Source organism: Pseudomonas sp. ACN5, assembly GCF_002303975.1.
GTDB classification, from domain to species: domain Bacteria; phylum Pseudomonadota; class Gammaproteobacteria; order Pseudomonadales; family Pseudomonadaceae; genus Aquipseudomonas; species Aquipseudomonas laurylsulfatiphila.
The window spans coordinates 1-16,185 of record NZ_MRCP01000026.1; the positions used below are offsets into that span (position 1 = coordinate 1).

Genomic DNA, 16,185 nt, shown 5'->3' on the forward strand with positions numbered 1-16,185 from the left:
GGCTGGGTGGGGTCAGCCTGATCAGCCAGTTGATCGGCACGGCACTGGGCGTCACCGTGGCACTGGCCGGCGGGTTCGCCGTGTATGGCGTGATCAAGGCTCTGCATGGATTGCGCCTGAGTCAGGAGCAGGAGTATTACGGCGCGGACCTGTCGATCCACAAGATCGGCGCCGTCAGCCAGGACTGACACAGGTCTCATCATCGTCGGTGGCATCAGGCAGGAGACTCAATGGCTCGACGGTTTTTCGGAGCAGGCCTAGAATGGTCACTTCATTTTCCGGTTGAGCGCTCATGCTTCCCGTATGTCAGTTGTTCGGCACCCTTGGATGCCATCTCTGTGAAGTAGCTGAAGCCATGTTGATGGAGTTTGTCGAGCGCGGTCTGCTGGTGGAACTGGTGGACATCGCCGACGATGAAACCTGGTTCGCCGCCTACAGCCTGCGTATTCCGGTGTTGCGGCGGGTCGACACCGGCGCTGAACTGGGCTGGCCATTCAATGCCGATGAGGTGGTGGCGTTCTTGCTTTGAGCGGCTTTTGCGCTGGCGGTGTTTCCCGCCTGTCGAACTTTGCGATTGATCCCCTTGGCTTATCCGGTATTGATCGGATACTGTATGCGTATACAGTTATTCGTGGCGCTTGCATGGCCGCTGCTGATTTTCGGCAGCGAGCAGCCAAGCCCGGGCGTGAGAGGGATGAATCGTGGTCAATGTCGAACAGTTGAAGAACAGCGTGAACCGGATGTCCGCAGACGTCGTGAGTGAAGCCGTTCTTGAGTTGCGTCTGGATGGACTGGTGACCGAGGGCAAGACACCCTTCAACAAAACGCATTTCAATACCTGTTTCGCAGAAATCGAAGCCTTGTTTCAACGCGCGGGTTATCACCGGCAACTCGATGTCGTGGGTTATCAGGGATTGTTGTACGCCCTCTATGACCCCGCTCGCTGGGAGGCGGTCGATGTACTGCGCTGGCTCAAGGAATACACTGAAGCGGCGGCGCGTACACGGATTCCGGCTTGAGGCTAGGTTCATTCCCCGTGCTGTTGGATAATGCCGCTCTGCACTGAGGGTTAGAACTTTCGTATGTCCACTTCTTCTTTTTCCGCGGCACACAGCCAGGCCAGTACGCTGTACTTGCCACCTGGCCCGTGGCAGACCGTTGTCGATTGTCTGTGCGAGCATTTCAGCGCCATCGGTCGTGAACAATGGCTGGACAGAATCGCCCGTGGCCGGGTCCTCGATGGGCAGGGCATGCCGATTGCCCTCGATCTGGCCTACAGGGAAGGTTTGCGGATTCATTATTTTCGCGAAGTGCCGGATGAAAAACCGATCCCGGTGATCGAGTCGATTCTGTACGCGGACGAGCATCTGGTGGTGGCCGACAAACCGCACTTTCTGCCGGTGACGCCGGCTGGCGAATACGTCGAACAGACGCTGCTCAGGCGCTTGATCCGTCGCCTGGACAACCCGCATCTGGTGCCATTGCATCGCATCGACCGGCATACCGCAGGGCTGGTACTGTTTTCCGCCAATCCACAGAGTCGTTCGGCTTATCAGTCGTTGTTTCCAACCCGGCAGATCGAAAAGCGCTACGAGGCCATTGCAGCGGCGTTGCCTGAACGTGCTTTCCCGCTGGTTCATAAAAGCCGGCTGGTCGATGGCGAGCCGTTTTTCCGCATGCAGGAAGGGCCTGGGGCCTGCAACACCGAGACGGCGATCGAAGTCAGGGAGAAACAGGAGAAACTCTGGCGGTATGGTCTTTACCCGGTGACGGGCAAGAAACATCAGCTGCGGGTACACATGGCGGCGTTGGGCGCCGCTATCTGCAACGACCCGTTTTACCCCGAGGTGCTCAAGGATGCGCAGGATGACTACGCCAATCCTTTGAAACTGCTGGCTCAGGGGCTGAAATTCATCGATCCGGTCTCGGGCCAGGCGCGTGAGTTCGAGAGTGAAATCACCCTGCAATGGTGATCCTGAACGGCGCCCCTGAAGTGCTGTTCTTCAGGCATGAAAAAGCCCGCATCAAGCGGGCTTTTCTGTATCCGGTGGCACCCGATTACAGTTCTTTAACGGTACGGACCTGATCTTTGTTGATACGGGTCTGTTTGCCATCGAGCTGTTCGAATTCGTAGAAGCCGGAATCCTTGTCGAACTCTGGCGTGTCGACGGCCTGGATTTCGCGACCGTCATTCAAGGTGATCACCGTAGGCGATGCGCAACCGGCGAGGGTGGCGAGGCCCAGTGCGAGCATGAAAGTGGCGAGGGTCCGTTGCATCATGAGTGTGTCTCCGAATAAGAATTCTTTGGTTTAGTGAACTTGAGACGTGAACCGTCCGCGCAAGTTCCTGATCAATGTCAGTCTGACACAGTGTCATGACCGCTTACATGACCGCTTAATAGTTCCGGCGTGTTGAGGTTGGCCAGCCTGGGGTCTTTGTCTGGGCATTGCAGCGCGGTCGCGCCGAGCTTGCGCATCAACCGGCCCGGGCTGCGCTCACCCTCGTTCCAGGCCTTTTCAAAGGCTGCCTTGTGCAGCACTGGAATCACACACAACAACGGCTCCCAGTGGCCATCGTGCCGCACCATCAGCGGCTTGTCCGGATTCAGGTTGGCGGTCTCGCGCATGGTGCCGATCAGCGCCGCATCAATGCCCGGAACGTCACAGGGCAGGACCAGCATATGAGTATGGCGAGCTGCTTCCAGGCCCGCCCGAATTCCCGCCAGGGGGCCGGGGAAGTCACCTTCATCGTCGTGGACCAACTGGTCGGCGTAGGGCGCATACTTCTCAAGGTTGCGATTGCAGGAGATGATCAGGTCATCGGTCAGCGGGCGGGTCTTGCGATGCAAGTGAGCAATCAGCGGTTCGCCGCGCCAGTCCAGCAACCCTTTGTCCCGCCCCCCCATACGTTGGCCGCGACCGCCCGCCAGGAGCAGAATGGAGCAGGGTGGCAATTGTGAATTCATGGTCATGGCAGGTCTCCATGGGAGCGGCGAAAAAACGGAGCGCTGTGATATAACACCAGGCTGTTTCTCCTACAACTGGACGAGCCTATGAAAGCCAAGGCTGATGTACCTTTCGCACCGCTGAACATTGCAGTGCTGACTGTCAGCGATACCCGCACGCTGGAAACCGACACCTCGGGCCAGCTCTTTGTCGACCGCCTGAGCGCCGCCGGTCATTACCTGGCAGCCCGGGTGTTGCTCAAAGATGACCTCTACAAAATTCGTGCGCAAGTCGCCAGCTGGATTGCCGACGATGTGGTGCAGGTGGTGCTGATCACCGGCGGAACCGGTTTTACCGGGCGTGACAGCACACCGGAAGCCGTCAGTTGCCTGCTGGACAAGCAGGTCGATGGATTCGGCGAGCTGTTCCGCCAGATCTCGGTTGCCGATATCGGCACCTCGACCGTTCAGTCCCGGACGTTGGCCGGTCTGGCCAATGGCACGCTGGTTTGCTGTTTGCCGGGTTCGACCAATGCCGTGCGCACGGGTTGGGATGGCATTCTGGCCGAACAGCTGGATTCGCGGCATCGCCCGTGCAATTTCGTGCCTCACCTGAAACAGGCCGCGCCTTGTGAATCCCGTGGGTAAGCCGGGCAAGACCGGCAGCCTGATGCCCGTCGAGGAGGCGTTGGCACGCTTGCTGGAAATGGCCGAGGTCTCGAGGATTGTCGAGCGTGAACGCTTGCCGTTGGCGCAGGTGCAGGGGCGTGTACTGGCTGAAGATCTGCTGTCGACCCTAGATTTACCGCCTTGGCCCAACAGTGCCATGGACGGGTATGCCCTGCGCACGGCTGACTGGACGGGAGAGCCGTTGGTGGTCAGCCAGAAGGTGTTTGCCGGCCAGGCCCCCGATCCGTTGCAGCCTGGAACCTGTGCGCGCATTTTCACCGGAGCGCCTGTTCCCGCCGGTGCCGATTGCGTCGAGATGCAGGAAAACGCCGAGGTCCAGGCGGATGAGCGAGTGCGTTTCACGCAAGCCTTGAGCCAGGGCCAGAACATCCGTCCGCAAGGTCAGGAAGCGACCGTCGGCGAGTTGATTCTGCCGGCAGGCACACGCCTGGGGCCGATCGAGCAAGGATTGGCTGCCTCATTGGGCTACGCCGAGCTGGAGGTCGTTCGCAAGGTACGTGTGGCGGTGCTGTCGACCGGCGACGAATTGGTTGAGCCGGGCCAGACGCTGGGTCCGGGACAGATCTACAACAGCAACCGGGTGTTGTTGTGCAGCTGGTTGCAGCGTCTGGGCTGTGAGGTCGTCGACGCGGGCATTCTTCCGGACGATCTGCAAACCACTCGTTCCCGATTGGGTGAGTTGAAGGATGTCGACCTGATCCTCTCGACCGGTGGCGTATCGGTGGGAGAAGCCGATTTTCTGGGTATCGCCTTGCGCGAAGAGGGCGAACTGACGCTGTGGAAACTCGCCATCAAGCCCGGCAAACCGCTGACGTTCGGACATTTTCGCGGTGTGCCCGTGATCGGCTTGCCGGGTAATCCGGCATCGACCCTCGTGACTTTTGCCTTGTTGACCAGGCCCTATCTCCTGCGTCGTCAGGGTGTAAAGGAAGTCGAGCCGCTGAAGGTGCAGGTACCGGCAGGGTTTGACTGGCCCCGACCTGGCAATCGGCGGGAGTATTTGCGTGGACGGCTGGAAAACGGCAGGGCGACGATCTACAAAAACCAGAGTTCCGGTGTACTGCGCAGCGCTGCCTGGGCTGATGGACTGGTAGAAGTCCTGGAAGGTCGCACGCTGGTTCAGGGCGATAGCGTTTTCTTCATTCCGTTGAGCGAAGTACTGAGCTGACCGCTTCAGCGGATTAGCCAGGCAAAAACCCGGTTGATTGAACCGGGTTTTTGCCTGATCGCCATTCAATGTGCCAGAAACAATGAAATGACCTGCTCGAAACGGCTATTGGCGATCCAGCCAAGAAGACCGAGGATCACGACCGTTCCGCAGGCGGAGTAGGCGAGCCTGTGCTTGATGGATTTGACGTCACCGCGGATGTCGTCCAGGTCCCTGCGTATGTGCTTGAGGTGTGTTTCCAGCTCGGTGACGCGAGGTTCCATATCAATTTCTCCCGTGGCTCTTGTGCTGGCCGGTCATCCAGGGTTTTGGCCTTGCTTGGCACGTCCCTGTGGTGTCCTGCTGAAACTCCAAGGTCTACCAATTCGGATTTGCGGTCAATTGAGCAGATTCCTCACGTCCTGTAAGAAAAGTCCTGCTGTAGGGGATCGAGTTGCCTGACTGGAAATAATTGGTTTTCTGGCGACCTTTAACAGCGCCTGCACGGTCCACATCTCCCAGATGCCATCCAAACCGGGGAGTGAAGTAATGAGCGATCGCAAGGCACTGTTGATTCTGCATGGCAAACAGGCACTCAACGAGGCGGTTCGTGCTGCCGTCGAAAACCGTCGTGAACAAGGCTGGGAGCTGGCTGTGCGATTGACCTGGGAAGCCGGCGATGCGCAGAGACTGGTGGGCGAAGCGTTGGCGGCCGGTTATCGACACGTCATTGCCGGTGGCGGCGATGGCACCTTGCGGGATATCGCCGAGGCCATGGCGGAGCACTCGAAAAAAGCCAGCCTCATACTGATGCCGCTGGGAACCGCCAACGATTTTGCGCGTGCGGCAGGCGTGCCCCTGCAGCCTGATCAGGCGCTGGCGTTGCTTGATACCGCGCCGACCGCCATTGATCTGGGGGAGGTCGACGGGCAGATATTCCTGAACATGGCGACCGGTGGGTTTGGCAGTCATGTCACGGCGAACACCTCGGAGGAGTTGAAGAAAATCCTCGGTGGTGCTGCTTACCTGTTCACCGGGCTGTCACGCTTCAATGAGCTGCATACCGCCTACGGTGAATTGCAGGGACCTGATTTCCACTGGTGCGGCGATCTGCTGGCGCTGGGCATCGGCAATGGCCGGCAGGCTGGTGGCGGGCGGGAATTGTGCCCACAGGCCCTGGTCGATGATGGTTTGCTGGATATCAGTATCCTGCCGGCACCTCAGGAGGTGGTTGGTACATTGAAAAACCTGCTGACCGAAGGTTTTGGCATCGACAGCATGTTTGTCCGGGTGCGCCTGCCATGGGTCGAGATCAAGGCCTCGGAAGGGCTCTGCATCAACCTTGATGGTGAGCCGCTGGTCGGGGATAACCTGCGTTTCTCGGTCCGCCCGGCGGCGTTGCTCGTGCATTTGCCTGAAGACTCGCCGCTGCTACGGGCCAGTGAAGTGACTAGTCATCAAGGCTGATGATGTGTTCACGCACCGCGAACAGTACCAGGCCGGCCACATCGTAGATCTGCAAACGCTTCATGATCTGCGAGCGGTGGGTTTCGACGGTCTTGACGCTCAACCCCAGGCCGTTGGCAATCTCTCGGGTGGATTTGCCGCGAACGATCAACCGCAGGATTTCCAGCTGGCGTGCCGTCAGGTTGTGCGAGTCGGCGGGTTCGGGCTGGTGCTTCTGATTTCGGATCAGGGCCTGGGTGATCACCGTGTGGGCAATGGCCGGGCTCAGATAGCGCTCGTTGTTGCGCAAGGCGTCCAGCGCGTGCTCGAGTTCGGTCGCCGTGGTGTCCTTGAGCAGATAGCCGTGGGCGCCGGACTCCAGGGCCTGCATGATGAGGGCCGGGTCGGTGTGCATCGACAGGATCAGGACCTTGCTCTGTGGGCGCACCCGCTTGAGCTGTTGCAAGGCTTCGAGGCCGCCGGTCTGGCGCATCGAAATATCCAGCAGGACAATATCCGGTGACAGATGCCCGACCATTTCGAGCAACTGCGAGCCGTCATTGGCCTCACCGACGACGGCGTAGCCGGGCAGGTCCATTACCAGGGCGCGCACGCCAGCCCTGATCAGCGAGTGGTCATCCACCAGTAGTAAGTTACAAGTCAATGCATAACCTTATTCGAACTGGCCCGTTCGAGCGCACGGGGCGCCCAGGGAAATAGAGCTTCGATTTGAGTGCCTTTGCCCGGCTCGCTGGTAACGGTCAACGTGCCGCCCAGTTGATCTATCCGTTCCGACATCCCGGCCATACCGCGTTGCCCTTCGCGCCCTGGGTCCGTTGCGGGTGCGAAGCCCTGGCCATCATCGCTGATCTGCAATCTCAGGCCTTGGGGCAGGCGCTGCAGGCATACCAGCAGGTTCTTGGCCCGGGCATGTCGCAGCATGTTGGTGACCGCTTCCTGGGTAATGCGAAAAGCCGCCACGGCCATTTCCTCCGGTATGCCGGTCAGGCGCTGCTGGCATTCCAGGCTCCAGTGTACCGGTGTGTTGGCCAGGGTCTTGAGCAGGTGTGCCCGCAGACTGGCTTCCAGCCCGAGGCTGGTCAACTGCCGGGGATTGAGAATGGCGGATACGTCACGAACTTTGGCCAGGGTTTCTTCCAGTGTGTCGCACAGGACCGTGCATTGTCCCTGGAGCTCTTCGGGCATCCGGCGTTTGAGCCAGTCACTTTGCAATTTTGCGGCGGTCAGCAATTGACCGATGTCGTCATGCAGTTCGCGGCTCAGTCGGTGACGCTCGTTTTCCTGGACCTGCAATAGCCGGTCGGCCAGCTCCTGAGGCTGGAATTTGATCGATTTACGCGAGAGGCAGTACTGCACGGCAACACTGGTCAGCGCCGCAATGTTGAGCAGCAGCAATGACAGAGGCAGCGCAATGGACAAGCCATGGACCAGCAAACTGCCGAGGGTCGAGCAGACGCATAGCAACAGCGTGAATGTGCGAGCATTTTCCCGGGAGGGCGGCCACTTGGCGATTGACTTGAGGCTGGCGTACATAGCGGATGGAGCCAATGGATGTTCGCTGCGGGCTGACCGGTCATGCTGGCTGACAGGCCCCTGTTTTTATGTGGAGCGCCGACGAGTTCAGCTGCGAACTGCAGCGAGCTGTGTCCGGCTGCGATCACGCGGCCATTAATTGGCGTCAACTAACAGGCGGCATAGTAGCACTTAAGATACTGTTGGTCGCGTCCGTATGCATGTCCGAAAAGTCAGGAATCCAGTCGTTTCGACCATGCTTCCATAATGGAACAAGTTGGTTGTTGCCATCGCAAAATACCGATAGCCCCAGGGGGCTGTTGATACCAGGCAATACCTGATCAAGTCTGGTGCGCCATTGTCGATAGGCAATAGTGGTTGTTTTAAGGATGTCGCTTATAGCTATGAAATATTCATTTGCGACATATGCGCACTCAATTAACAGTGCGCTACTGATAACCAAACCCCGCCATACGGCATAGTTGGATTAGTTCAGGCCCGTCGTTCCGAATAGGGCACGAGGGTGAGCGGCCTGGAATTGACCGGTGGCTGAAAGCGGCTTTGCCCGACCTGAAAGGCAAAGGCTTCGATAAGGGTGACCTGCTCGCTGTCGTCAAGGCTGAGTTGCCCGGTGGTCTGGTCGATGAGTTCGAGTTGCCAGGCAATCAGGGTCAGACAGTCTTTCAGCGCGCTCAGCGCCTCGTCGTGCAGGCTCATGGTGTTCTGTGCGTGGTTCAGCAAACCATGAATATGCAGTGAAAACTCGGACACGGCCGCCAACGCCAGGGCATCGGCCTTGTTGGCCAGCTTGAGCAGCGTGCTGAGCATGCAGTCGATGGCGTCCTTATCATTGCTGATCAACTGCAAATGGCTCAGGCATTCCTCGGTTTTAGCCAGGAGTGTTTCAGCCTCGACGAGAAACTCCGGGAGCCGGTGGGCCCACTCTTTACGATCGTTCGGCATACTTATCTCCACAACGTCATGTCAAATGAGGGGATATCGTGTGTGTCGACGAGGGCGGTCGGAACCCCGGCATTGCCGAGTCGTCGGGCGAACGAACGGCGGCAGGCTGGGGAACACGAGAGGGTGGTTGGCCACTGGCTTGCGATCGCACACAAAAGCCTGACTCCGTTCATGCAATGAGAATGGCGTCACATTAATGGCTATTGGATATTGCGAACATCAGGTTGCACCTGATTGTTGATAGGGGAATCCCTTACGCAACGGAACCTTTCGAAAGAACCGGGGTCGCGGCGCAGAAGTGCAGCAGATGTAATCACAGCGCCAGTAAAGCATGATGTTAATATGGCATCAATGCCTGTGCGTGGCATTTTAGAGAGGGTCAAGCTTCGGCAAAAACAGCCGATAACCTTCTCTAAGTGAATTCATCCGAACAAGACCAGGAGTCATTGATGGCCGGCATTCTCGACACGGTAGACCAACGCACGCAACTGGTGGGTGAGAATCGCCTGGAAATTCTCATGTTCCGCCTCGCCGGACGGCAATTGTTCGCGATCAACGTCTTCAAAGTACAGGAAGTCCTGCAGTTGCCAAAATTGACGCTCATGCCGCAGCGCCATCCTTTTGTCTGCGGCGTGGTCAACCTGCGCGGCCAGACCCTGCCGGTGATCGACCTGTCCCAGGCCATCGGCATGCGCCCGTTGGTGCCGGGGCCTGGCAGCACGATTATCGTCACCGAATACAACCGTTCGGTTCAGGCCTTCCTGGTCGGCGGCGTGGACCGGATCGTCAACATGAACTGGGAAGCCATCCTGCCGCCACCGAGCAGCGCCGGCCGCCAGCACTACCTGACGGCAATCAGCAAGGTCGATGATCAACTGGTGGAAATCATCGACGTCGAAAAGGTCCTGGCCGAAATCGTCCCGTACAACGCCAAGGTCTCCCGTGACAAGCTCGAAGATCCGATACTGGAACGCGCCCGTGGTCGAGAGGTGCTGCTGGTGGATGACTCGAACGTGGCCCTGGCGCAATTGCGCGATACCCTGGGACAACTGGGCGTGAAGATGCACATCGCCAGCGACGGGTTAAAGGCCTTGAACATGCTCAAGGCCTGGGCCGACACCGGCGTGGACATGACCGAAAAACTGCTGATGGTCTTCACCGATGCGGAAATGCCGGAAATGGATGGCTATCGCCTGACCACCGAAATTCGCAACGATCCGCGTCTGCGTGGCTTGTACGTGGTGCTGCACACCTCTTTGTCCGGCAGCTTCAACGATTCGATGGTGAAAAAGGTCGGCTGCGACAATTTCCTGTCCAAATTCCAGCCGGACAAACTCGTCGACGTGGTACGTCAGCGCCTGATGCTTGACGAAGTACCGGCCTGAGCGGGTCTGCACAACTGTGGGAGCGGGCTTGCTCGCGAAGGCGGAGTGACAGTTGGCATAGTGATCGACTGACACTCCGCCTTCGCGAGCAAGCCCGCTCCCACAGGGTTTACGGTGTTTGGTTATCAGTCTTTGATTCAGTGATCAAGCTCGTATAGGGTGGCGTTTTGCCTAACAGGGAGCTGGCCATGTTGCGTCTGAGCGCGCTGTATCGTTATCCGTTGAAGTCCGCCAAGGGCGAGACGCTGCAACGGATCGGTCTCGATAAACTCGGTCTGGACGGCGATCGCCGCTGGATGCTGGTGGATGAAGCCAGCGGTCGTTTCCTGACCCAGCGTGCGGTGGCGCAGATGAGCCAGTTGTCGGCGTTGTGGAATGCCGAAGGCGGCCTGACCCTCAGTGCGCCTGGTCATTCGCTGATCGACGTAGCCTTGCCCGGTCGTGATGCAGAACTGCGTGGCGTGACGATCTGGCGCGATACCTTGCGGGTCCCCGATGCAGGCGATGCAGCCGCAGCCTGGGTCAGCGAATTTATTGGTAAACCGACACGCCTGGTGCAAGTGCCGCTGGATCGGGCGCGGATGACGGAGGCGGGCTACGGCAAGGATGACGACCAGGTGGCGTTCGCCGATGGCTATCCGCTGTTGCTGATTGGCCAGGCCTCCCTCGAGGACTTGTCGAAACGGGTCGGGCGTCCGTTGGAGATGCTGCGTTTCCGGCCAAACCTGGTGATCGAAGGCAGTGAAGCCTTCGCCGAGGACGGCTGGAAGCGTATCCGCATCGGCGATGTCGAGTTCCGCGTGGTCAAGTCTTGCTCACGCTGCATCCTGACCACCATCGACCCGCAAACCGGCGAGCGCAGCGACGACCGCGAACCCCTGGCAACCTTGCAGAAATACCGTTCGCAGGCGGACGGTGCGATGTTTGGCCAGAACCTGGTCAACGACGGCAACGGTCGACTTGAAGTCGGCATGCCGGTGGAGATCCTCGAATAATTTTGCGCAGAACAAAAAAATGCCCGTGTCGAAAAACACGGGCATTTTTATTGCGCTGACCTTTATTTCGGTAAAGCCTCGCGGGTTTAGCCGCGGTATTCACACAGGTAAGCGGTGTCGACGGCCACTTTCAACTGGAACTTGCTGTTGGCCGGCACGTTGAACTGGCTGCCGGCGGCGAAGGTTTCCCAGTCGCTGCTGTCTGGCAGTTTGACGGTCAATGCGCCGCTGACCACGTGCATGATTTCACGCTGGCTGGTGCCGAATTCGTATTCGCCCGGAGCCATGACGCCGATGGTCGCTGGACCTTCTGCGGTGCCAAAGGCGATCGACTTGACGGTGCCGTCGAAGTACTCGTTGACTTTAAACATGGGCGATTCCTCGAAAAGGGCTAAAAAGGGCCGGCCAGTATGCACAAGGCCCCGAGTGTCGTCACCTGTCTAAAGCGCAAGAACCAGCGGCAGCAGGCGTGCGGTATTGCGCGCATCTTCCAGCGCCCGGTGTTGCTGGCCGGTGAATTGCAGGCCGGCCAGTTGCAGAGCGCCGTTGAGCCCCAGCGGGCGTTCCAGTCGCCTGACCTTGGCAAAGCGCTGCTTGAGGTTCATATGGGGCACCTTGGTCAGCACACTGACGAGACCCAGTTGCTGCCAATCCTGAAGCAGCTGTTTGCGATCGTAGTCGCCCCAGCTGGCCCAGCCTTCAAGTCGCGTGTGGTGATGGCCGAGCCAGCGCTCAAACGCCGGCCAGACTTCGCCCAGCGGTTGCGCCGCATCGATGTTGGCTTGGGTAATGTGCGTCAGCTCGCGGCAAAACGGCGTCAGCAACGGCCGTCGCAAGGGGCGGACGAAGCGCTGGAACTGGTCCAGTTCGCGTCCCTTGCGGTCCACCAGGGTGGCGCCGATTTCAATGATTTCCATATCCGTTACGGGCCATCCACCCTCATCGGTGGTGGCCTCCAGATCAATGACCAGCCAATGAGGCATTGCAGGGTTCCTGGTATCCGCGTCCTGTAGGGTTTGAGCGTAGCCAAACCCGGCGGTTCCGCCTAGCGCCTTATTCGACCTCCAACAGTATCTGCCGGTTTTTCACCTGATCCCCGACTTTGACCTGCAAGCGTTTCAGGACACCGTCGATGCCTGATTTCAAGGGGTGCTCCATTTTCATCGCTTCCAGTACCACCAGCAGCTGGCCCTTGGTGACCGGGCTGCCTTCATTGACCAGGACGTCGACAATCGCACCGTCCATCGGGGCCTTGAGGGTGCCGCAACTGACACTGGCCCGGCTGGAAACCTGCGCCTGAGTGCGATCGGCAAACTGCAAGCTGCCCGGCCGGGTAAACAGCCAGAGTTGCCCTGCCTCCAGGCGATAGGCGTGGCGCTGGCGGATGCCATCGATCTCGAGGGTGGCCCGGCGCCCGTCGCAGTGGAGGACCTTCAGCTCGAGACAGCGTTCGGCGACCTGAATGCGCAATGGTTCACCCGGGATTGCCTGCAACGTCACCACCCAGTCTTGATCCTCAAGGCCGATGCGATAGTGCAGGGGCACGCTGGCATTGTTGCGCCAACCGCCCAGCGGGGCGGGATGAGCCTGTGCCGACGCCAGGTAGAAGAGGGCGGTGGCGATGGCCAGGTGTTGCGCGTCCGGGGCATGGGACAGCAGACAGGCAGGGTCGGCAAAGTGCTGCGCGATGAACCCGGTACTGAAGTCACCGCTGGCGAACTGCGGGTGCTCCAGCAGGCTTTCGAGCAAACGCTGATTGCTTTGCACGCCCAGCAGCACGCTGTCTTGTACCGCTCGCAGCAATTTGCGGCGGGCCTCCTCGCGGGTGGCGCCGTGGGCGATGAGCTTGCCGAGCATCGGGTCGTAGAAGGGGCTGATGAGCTGACCTTCGATCAGGCCATGGTCGATCCGCACGCCCTCCTGCAATCCCGGTTCCCAGGCCACGACGCGACCGGTTTGCGGCAGGAAACCCTGGGCCGGGTCTTCGGCATACAGGCGTACTTCCATGGCGTGGCCCGTGAGTTGCACCTGCTCCTGGCGCAAGGGCAGCGGTTGCCCTTCGGCGATGTTCAATTGCCAGGCCACCAGGTCCAGCCCGGTGATCAATTCGGTCACCGGGTGCTCGACTTGCAGTCGGGTGTTCATCTCCAGGAAATAGAATTGCCCGCGGGCATCCAGCAGAAACTCCACGGTGCCCGCACCGACGTAATGCACTGCCCGGCCGGCCTTGAGCGCCGCTTCGCCCATGGCCTGGCGCAGTTCAGGGGTCATCACCGGGCAGGGGGCTTCCTCGATGACTTTTTGATGCCGGCGCTGTACCGAGCAATCGCGCTCGCCGAGGTAAATCAGGTTGCCATGCCGGTCACCGAACAGCTGAACCTCGACATGACGGGGTTCGATCAGTGCCTGTTCGAGGATCAGTTCGCCACTGCCAAATCCGTTCAGGGCTTCGGAGCGCGCAGTGCGAATCTGTTCCAGCAGGTCGCCGGCTTCGTGCACCAAGCGCATGCCGCGTCCACCGCCACCCGCGCTGGCCTTGATCATCAACGGATAGCCGATGCGCTCGGCTTCGCGGCTCAGGGTGGCGTCGTCCTGTTCGGCGCCTTGATAGCCTTTGATGCAGGGCACACCGGCTTCGATCATGGCAATCTTCGACAGGCGCTTGCTGCCCATTAGTTCGATGGCCTCGGGGCTGGGGCCAATGAAGGTGATGCCGGCATCCTGGCAAGCGCGGGCAAACCCGGCGTTTTCCGAGAGGAAACCGTAGCCCGGATGGATTGCATCCGCACCCGTACGCCGGGCAGCGTCGAGAATGGCCGGGATGTTCAAATAAGACTGTTGCACCGCGGCCGGACCGATGTTGACCGCCTCGTCGGCCATCTGTACATGCAGGGCATCGGCGTCGGTATCGCTGAACACGGCGACCGTGCGATAGCCCAGCGCCTGGGCCGTGCGCTGGATGCGGCAGGCGATTTCACCGCGGTTGGCGATGAGGATTTTTTTCAGTCCGGGCATGGGTTGGCTCTCTGGATTTTGCGGTGTTTGTTCGGGCCTCTTCGCGAGCAAGCCCGCTCCCACATTTGAAATGCATTCCAGTGTGGGAGCTGGCTTGCCAGCGAAGCTTTTCAGGAGGCCCAGCCCGGTTTGCGCTTTTGCATGAAGGCCATCGTTCCCTCGACGCCTTCTGCCCCGGTCACCGCTTCGCTGAACCATTCGGCAGCCTGATCAAGCAACTCATCCGACGGCTGACCCGCACTCGCCAGCAAGAGTTTCTTGGTCATCGCATTCGCCCCTGGCGCACAACACAAGACATGGGCCAACACCTCATCGAGACGCTCGGCCAGGGCCTGCGGATCATGCTCGACAAAATGCACCAGCCCCATACGCCGAGCCTGGTGCCCATCAAAACGCGCCGCCGTCAGGGCCAGGCGCCGGGCTTGAGTCAAGCCGATGCGCTGGACCACGAACGGTGCGATCTGCGCCGGCAGCAGGCCGAGGCTGGTTTCCGGCAGGCCGAATTGCGCCTGGTGATCAGCCAGGGCGATATCGCTGACGCAGGCCAGGCCGAGACCACCGCCAAGTACCGCGCCTTGCAGCACCGTGATCACCACTTGCGGTGCGTGTTGCACCTCTTGCAGCAGCGCGCCGAACACCCGGTTCAGGTCCTGGTGCGCAGTGGGGCCTTGAGCGCGGGCGTTGGCCATGTCCTTGATGTCGCCGCCAGCACAGAAGTGCCCGCCGACGCCACCGATCACCAGCGCGCGAACCCCTGGTTTATCGCGTACCGCCGCCAGCACCCCGCGCAACTCGGCGACCATTTGCAAGCTCATCGCATTGCGGCATTCCGGGCGGTTGAGGGTGACGTGCAACACGCCGTTGTGCAGCTCCAGCAGCAAGGTCTGGCAAACCGGCAGGTTGTTCATTTCCTTTTCCCCGGCAGGATGCCCATTAATTTGCAGATGATCCCCAGCATGATTTCGTCGGCACCGCCGCCAATCGACACCAGCCGCACATCGCGGTAAGCACGGGCCACCGGGTTGTCCCACATGAAGCCCATGCCACCCCAATATTGCAGGCAGCTGTCGCTGACTTCGCGGCCCAGCCGCCCGGCCTTGAGCTTGGCCATCGAAGCCAGGCGCGTGACGTCCTGGCCTTTGACGTATTGCTCGGTGGCCTGATAGACCAGCGCCCGCAGGCATTCGATTTCGGTTTGCAGCTCAGCGAGACGGAAGTGGATGACCTGATTGTCGATCAGCGCATTACCGAAGGTTTTGCGTTCCTTGCAGTATTCGATGGTGCTGTCGACACAATATTCCAGGCCCTTGATCATGTTGGCCGCGCCGAACAGGCGCTCCTCCTGGAACTGCAGCATCTGCATCATGAACCCCGCGCCTTCATGGCCGATGCGGTTGCGCTGCGGCACGCGCACGTTGTCGAAAAACACCTGGGCGGTTTCCGAGCTGCGCATGCCGAGCTTGTCCAGGTGCGAACTCAAGCTGATGCCCGGCGTATTCATCGGCACCATGATCAGCGACTTGTTGATGTGCGGCTTGTCGTCCGAGGTGTTGGCCAGCAGGCAGATGAAGTCGGCGCTCGGCGAGTTGGTGATCCACATCTTGCTGCCGTTGATCACATAGTCGTCGCCGTCCTTGCGCGCGGTGGTTTTCAATCCGGCGACGTCGGAACCGGCACCGACTTCGGAAACACCGATGCAGCCGACCTGCTCGCCGCTGATGGCCGGGCGCAGGAATTCCTCGCGCAATTCATCGGAGCCGAAACGGGCCAGTGCCGGCGTGCACATGTCGGTCTGCACGCCGATGGACATCGGGATGCCGCCGCAATGAATGGTGCCGAATTCTTCGGCGGCGACGATCGAATAGCTGTAGTCGAGCCCCATGCCGCCGAATTTTTCCGGTTTCGAAATGCCCAGCAAGCCGAGATCGCCGGCCTTGCGGAAGATGTCGTGGATGGGGAAGCGCCCGGCTTTTTCCCATTCCTCGACGTGCGGGTTGATCTCGTGCTCGACGAATTGGCGCACGGTGCGGCGCAGTGCTTCGTGTTCCTGGGTGAAGATCATTTTT

The 16,185-nt window shown here is 59.8% G+C and carries 18 protein-coding genes and 2 pseudogenes; 9 read left to right on the forward strand and 11 right to left on the reverse strand.

Annotated elements, in window-relative coordinates; translation table 11 throughout:
- The 4 genes and pseudogenes from BSF40_RS30005 to BSF40_RS30020 form a co-directional block, all read left to right on the forward strand.
- Nucleotides 1-188, forward strand: a pseudogene (locus BSF40_RS30005) (ammonium transporter); the annotation flags it as partial.
- 104 nt (nt 189-292) lie between these two features.
- On the forward strand, nt 293-529 hold the full coding sequence (locus BSF40_RS30010; protein ID WP_095968070.1) for a glutaredoxin family protein: 237 nt from the start codon (nt 293-295) through the stop codon (nt 527-529).
- Between the two features lie 172 nt (nt 530-701).
- Nucleotides 702-1,019, forward strand: a complete 318-nt coding sequence (locus BSF40_RS30015) for a hypothetical protein (RefSeq protein ID WP_015094058.1) — start codon at nt 702-704, stop codon at nt 1,017-1,019.
- Between the two features lie 63 nt (nt 1,020-1,082).
- Nucleotides 1,083-1,973 (forward strand): pseudouridine synthase, encoded by an 891-nt coding sequence (locus tag BSF40_RS30020; protein WP_095968071.1) that lies wholly within the window; start codon nt 1,083-1,085, stop codon nt 1,971-1,973.
- An 85-nt stretch (nt 1,974-2,058) separates the two neighbouring features.
- Here BSF40_RS30020 and BSF40_RS30025 read toward each other — a convergent pair whose 3' ends face one another.
- Both BSF40_RS30025 and mobA read right to left on the reverse strand, forming a co-directional pair.
- Complete coding sequence (locus tag BSF40_RS30025; RefSeq protein ID WP_007973479.1) at nt 2,059-2,280, reverse strand: YgdI/YgdR family lipoprotein; 222 nt, start codon at nt 2,278-2,280, stop codon at nt 2,059-2,061.
- Between the two features lie 77 nt (nt 2,281-2,357).
- Nucleotides 2,358-2,972, reverse strand: coding sequence for a molybdenum cofactor guanylyltransferase MobA (mobA, locus tag BSF40_RS30030; RefSeq protein WP_095968072.1), 615 nt, complete (start codon nt 2,970-2,972; stop codon nt 2,358-2,360).
- A gap of 81 nt (nt 2,973-3,053) precedes the next feature.
- On the opposite strand from mobA, the gene moaB reads away from it, so the two are divergent.
- Together moaB and glp are read left to right on the forward strand one after the other, a co-directional pair.
- Nucleotides 3,054-3,593 carry a molybdenum cofactor biosynthesis protein B gene (moaB, locus tag BSF40_RS30035; protein ID WP_095968073.1) on the forward strand — a complete coding sequence of 180 codons (540 nt, stop codon included), beginning with the start codon at nt 3,054-3,056 and terminating at the stop codon, nt 3,591-3,593.
- A gap of 22 nt (nt 3,594-3,615) precedes the next feature.
- On the forward strand, nt 3,616-4,803 hold the full coding sequence (glp, locus tag BSF40_RS30040; protein ID WP_172435777.1) for a gephyrin-like molybdotransferase Glp: 1,188 nt from the start codon (nt 3,616-3,618) through the stop codon (nt 4,801-4,803).
- A 65-nt stretch (nt 4,804-4,868) separates the two neighbouring features.
- Here glp and BSF40_RS30045 read toward each other — a convergent pair.
- A pseudogene (locus tag BSF40_RS30045) lies at nt 4,869-5,087 on the reverse strand (hypothetical protein); the annotation flags it as partial.
- Nucleotides 5,088-5,331: 244 nt separating this feature from the next.
- Here BSF40_RS30045 and yegS point away from each other — a divergent pair.
- On the forward strand, nt 5,332-6,249 hold the full coding sequence (gene yegS / locus BSF40_RS30050; protein ID WP_095968075.1) for a lipid kinase YegS: 918 nt from the start codon (nt 5,332-5,334) through the stop codon (nt 6,247-6,249).
- Here the strand turns inward: yegS and BSF40_RS30055 are convergent.
- The 3 genes from BSF40_RS30055 to BSF40_RS30065 form a co-directional block, all read right to left on the reverse strand.
- Entirely contained in the window at nt 6,233-6,892 is a 660-nt protein-coding gene (locus BSF40_RS30055; protein ID WP_095968076.1) for a response regulator transcription factor, read from the reverse strand. The two genes, yegS and BSF40_RS30055, sit on opposite strands and share 17 nt — an antisense overlap.
- Nucleotides 6,889-7,782, reverse strand: coding sequence for a sensor histidine kinase (locus BSF40_RS30060; protein WP_095968077.1), 894 nt, complete (start codon nt 7,780-7,782; stop codon nt 6,889-6,891). The genes BSF40_RS30055 and BSF40_RS30060 overlap by 4 nt, the downstream gene beginning before the upstream one ends.
- A 471-nt stretch (nt 7,783-8,253) precedes the next feature.
- A complete protein-coding gene (locus tag BSF40_RS30065; RefSeq protein WP_095968078.1) occupies nt 8,254-8,724 on the reverse strand; it encodes a hypothetical protein in 471 nt (156 codons plus the stop codon).
- A 449-nt stretch (nt 8,725-9,173) separates the two neighbouring features.
- Here BSF40_RS30065 and BSF40_RS30070 point away from each other — a divergent pair, with 449 nt between their 5' ends.
- Both BSF40_RS30070 and BSF40_RS30075 read left to right on the forward strand, forming a co-directional pair.
- Nucleotides 9,174-10,109, forward strand: coding sequence for a chemotaxis protein CheV (locus BSF40_RS30070; RefSeq protein WP_095968079.1), 936 nt, complete (start codon nt 9,174-9,176; stop codon nt 10,107-10,109).
- Between the two features lie 188 nt (nt 10,110-10,297).
- A complete protein-coding gene (locus BSF40_RS30075; protein WP_095968080.1) occupies nt 10,298-11,104 on the forward strand; it encodes an MOSC domain-containing protein in 807 nt (268 codons plus the stop codon).
- A gap of 86 nt (nt 11,105-11,190) precedes the next feature.
- Here the strand turns inward: BSF40_RS30075 and BSF40_RS30080 are convergent, their stop codons facing one another.
- The 5 genes from BSF40_RS30080 to atuD form a co-directional block, all read right to left on the reverse strand.
- Nucleotides 11,191-11,475, reverse strand: coding sequence for a pyrimidine/purine nucleoside phosphorylase (locus BSF40_RS30080; protein ID WP_007940055.1), 285 nt, complete (start codon nt 11,473-11,475; stop codon nt 11,191-11,193).
- Between the two features lie 69 nt (nt 11,476-11,544).
- Nucleotides 11,545-12,087 (reverse strand): exonuclease domain-containing protein, encoded by a 543-nt coding sequence (locus BSF40_RS30085; protein ID WP_095968081.1) that lies wholly within the window; start codon nt 12,085-12,087, stop codon nt 11,545-11,547.
- A 70-nt stretch (nt 12,088-12,157) separates the two neighbouring features.
- Nucleotides 12,158-14,119, reverse strand: a complete 1,962-nt coding sequence (locus BSF40_RS30090) for an acetyl/propionyl/methylcrotonyl-CoA carboxylase subunit alpha (RefSeq protein ID WP_095968082.1) — start codon at nt 14,117-14,119, stop codon at nt 12,158-12,160.
- Between the two features lie 110 nt (nt 14,120-14,229).
- Nucleotides 14,230-15,027, reverse strand: coding sequence for an enoyl-CoA hydratase/isomerase family protein (locus tag BSF40_RS30095; protein WP_095968083.1), 798 nt, complete (start codon nt 15,025-15,027; stop codon nt 14,230-14,232).
- A complete protein-coding gene (atuD, locus tag BSF40_RS30100; RefSeq protein WP_095968084.1) occupies nt 15,024-16,181 on the reverse strand; it encodes a citronellyl-CoA dehydrogenase in 1,158 nt (385 codons plus the stop codon). Before atuD ends, BSF40_RS30095 begins: the two co-directional genes overlap by 4 nt.
- Nucleotides 16,182-16,185 lie beyond the last annotated feature (4 nt).

Bases quoted from the DNA above. Each gene is read 5' to 3' on its own strand.
- BSF40_RS30010 (WP_095968070.1), top strand. From the start codon at position 293: ATGCTTCCCGTATGTCAGTTGTTCGGCACCCTTGGATGCCATCTCTGT.
- BSF40_RS30020 (WP_095968071.1), top strand. From the start codon at position 1,083: ATGTCCACTTCTTCTTTTTCCGCGGCACACAGCCAGGCCAGTACGCTG.
- BSF40_RS30025 (WP_007973479.1), bottom strand. From the start codon at position 2,280: ATGATGCAACGGACCCTCGCCACTTTCATGCTCGCACTGGGCCTCGCC.
- mobA (WP_095968072.1), bottom strand. From the start codon at position 2,972: ATGACCATGAATTCACAATTGCCACCCTGCTCCATTCTGCTCCTGGCG.
- moaB (WP_095968073.1), top strand. From the start codon at position 3,054: ATGAAAGCCAAGGCTGATGTACCTTTCGCACCGCTGAACATTGCAGTG.
- glp (WP_172435777.1), top strand. From the start codon at position 3,616: ATGCCCGTCGAGGAGGCGTTGGCACGCTTGCTGGAAATGGCCGAGGTC.
- yegS (WP_095968075.1), top strand. From the start codon at position 5,332: ATGAGCGATCGCAAGGCACTGTTGATTCTGCATGGCAAACAGGCACTC.
- BSF40_RS30060 (WP_095968077.1), bottom strand. From the start codon at position 7,782: ATGTACGCCAGCCTCAAGTCAATCGCCAAGTGGCCGCCCTCCCGGGAA.
- BSF40_RS30065 (WP_095968078.1), bottom strand. From the start codon at position 8,724: ATGCCGAACGATCGTAAAGAGTGGGCCCACCGGCTCCCGGAGTTTCTC.
- BSF40_RS30070 (WP_095968079.1), top strand. From the start codon at position 9,174: ATGGCCGGCATTCTCGACACGGTAGACCAACGCACGCAACTGGTGGGT.
- BSF40_RS30075 (WP_095968080.1), top strand. From the start codon at position 10,298: ATGTTGCGTCTGAGCGCGCTGTATCGTTATCCGTTGAAGTCCGCCAAG.
- BSF40_RS30080 (WP_007940055.1), bottom strand. From the start codon at position 11,475: ATGTTTAAAGTCAACGAGTACTTCGACGGCACCGTCAAGTCGATCGCC.
- BSF40_RS30085 (WP_095968081.1), bottom strand. From the start codon at position 12,087: ATGCCTCATTGGCTGGTCATTGATCTGGAGGCCACCACCGATGAGGGT.
- BSF40_RS30090 (WP_095968082.1), bottom strand. From the start codon at position 14,119: ATGCCCGGACTGAAAAAAATCCTCATCGCCAACCGCGGTGAAATCGCC.
- BSF40_RS30095 (WP_095968083.1), bottom strand. From the start codon at position 15,027: ATGAACAACCTGCCGGTTTGCCAGACCTTGCTGCTGGAGCTGCACAAC.
- atuD (WP_095968084.1), bottom strand. From the start codon at position 16,181: ATGATCTTCACCCAGGAACACGAAGCACTGCGCCGCACCGTGCGCCAA.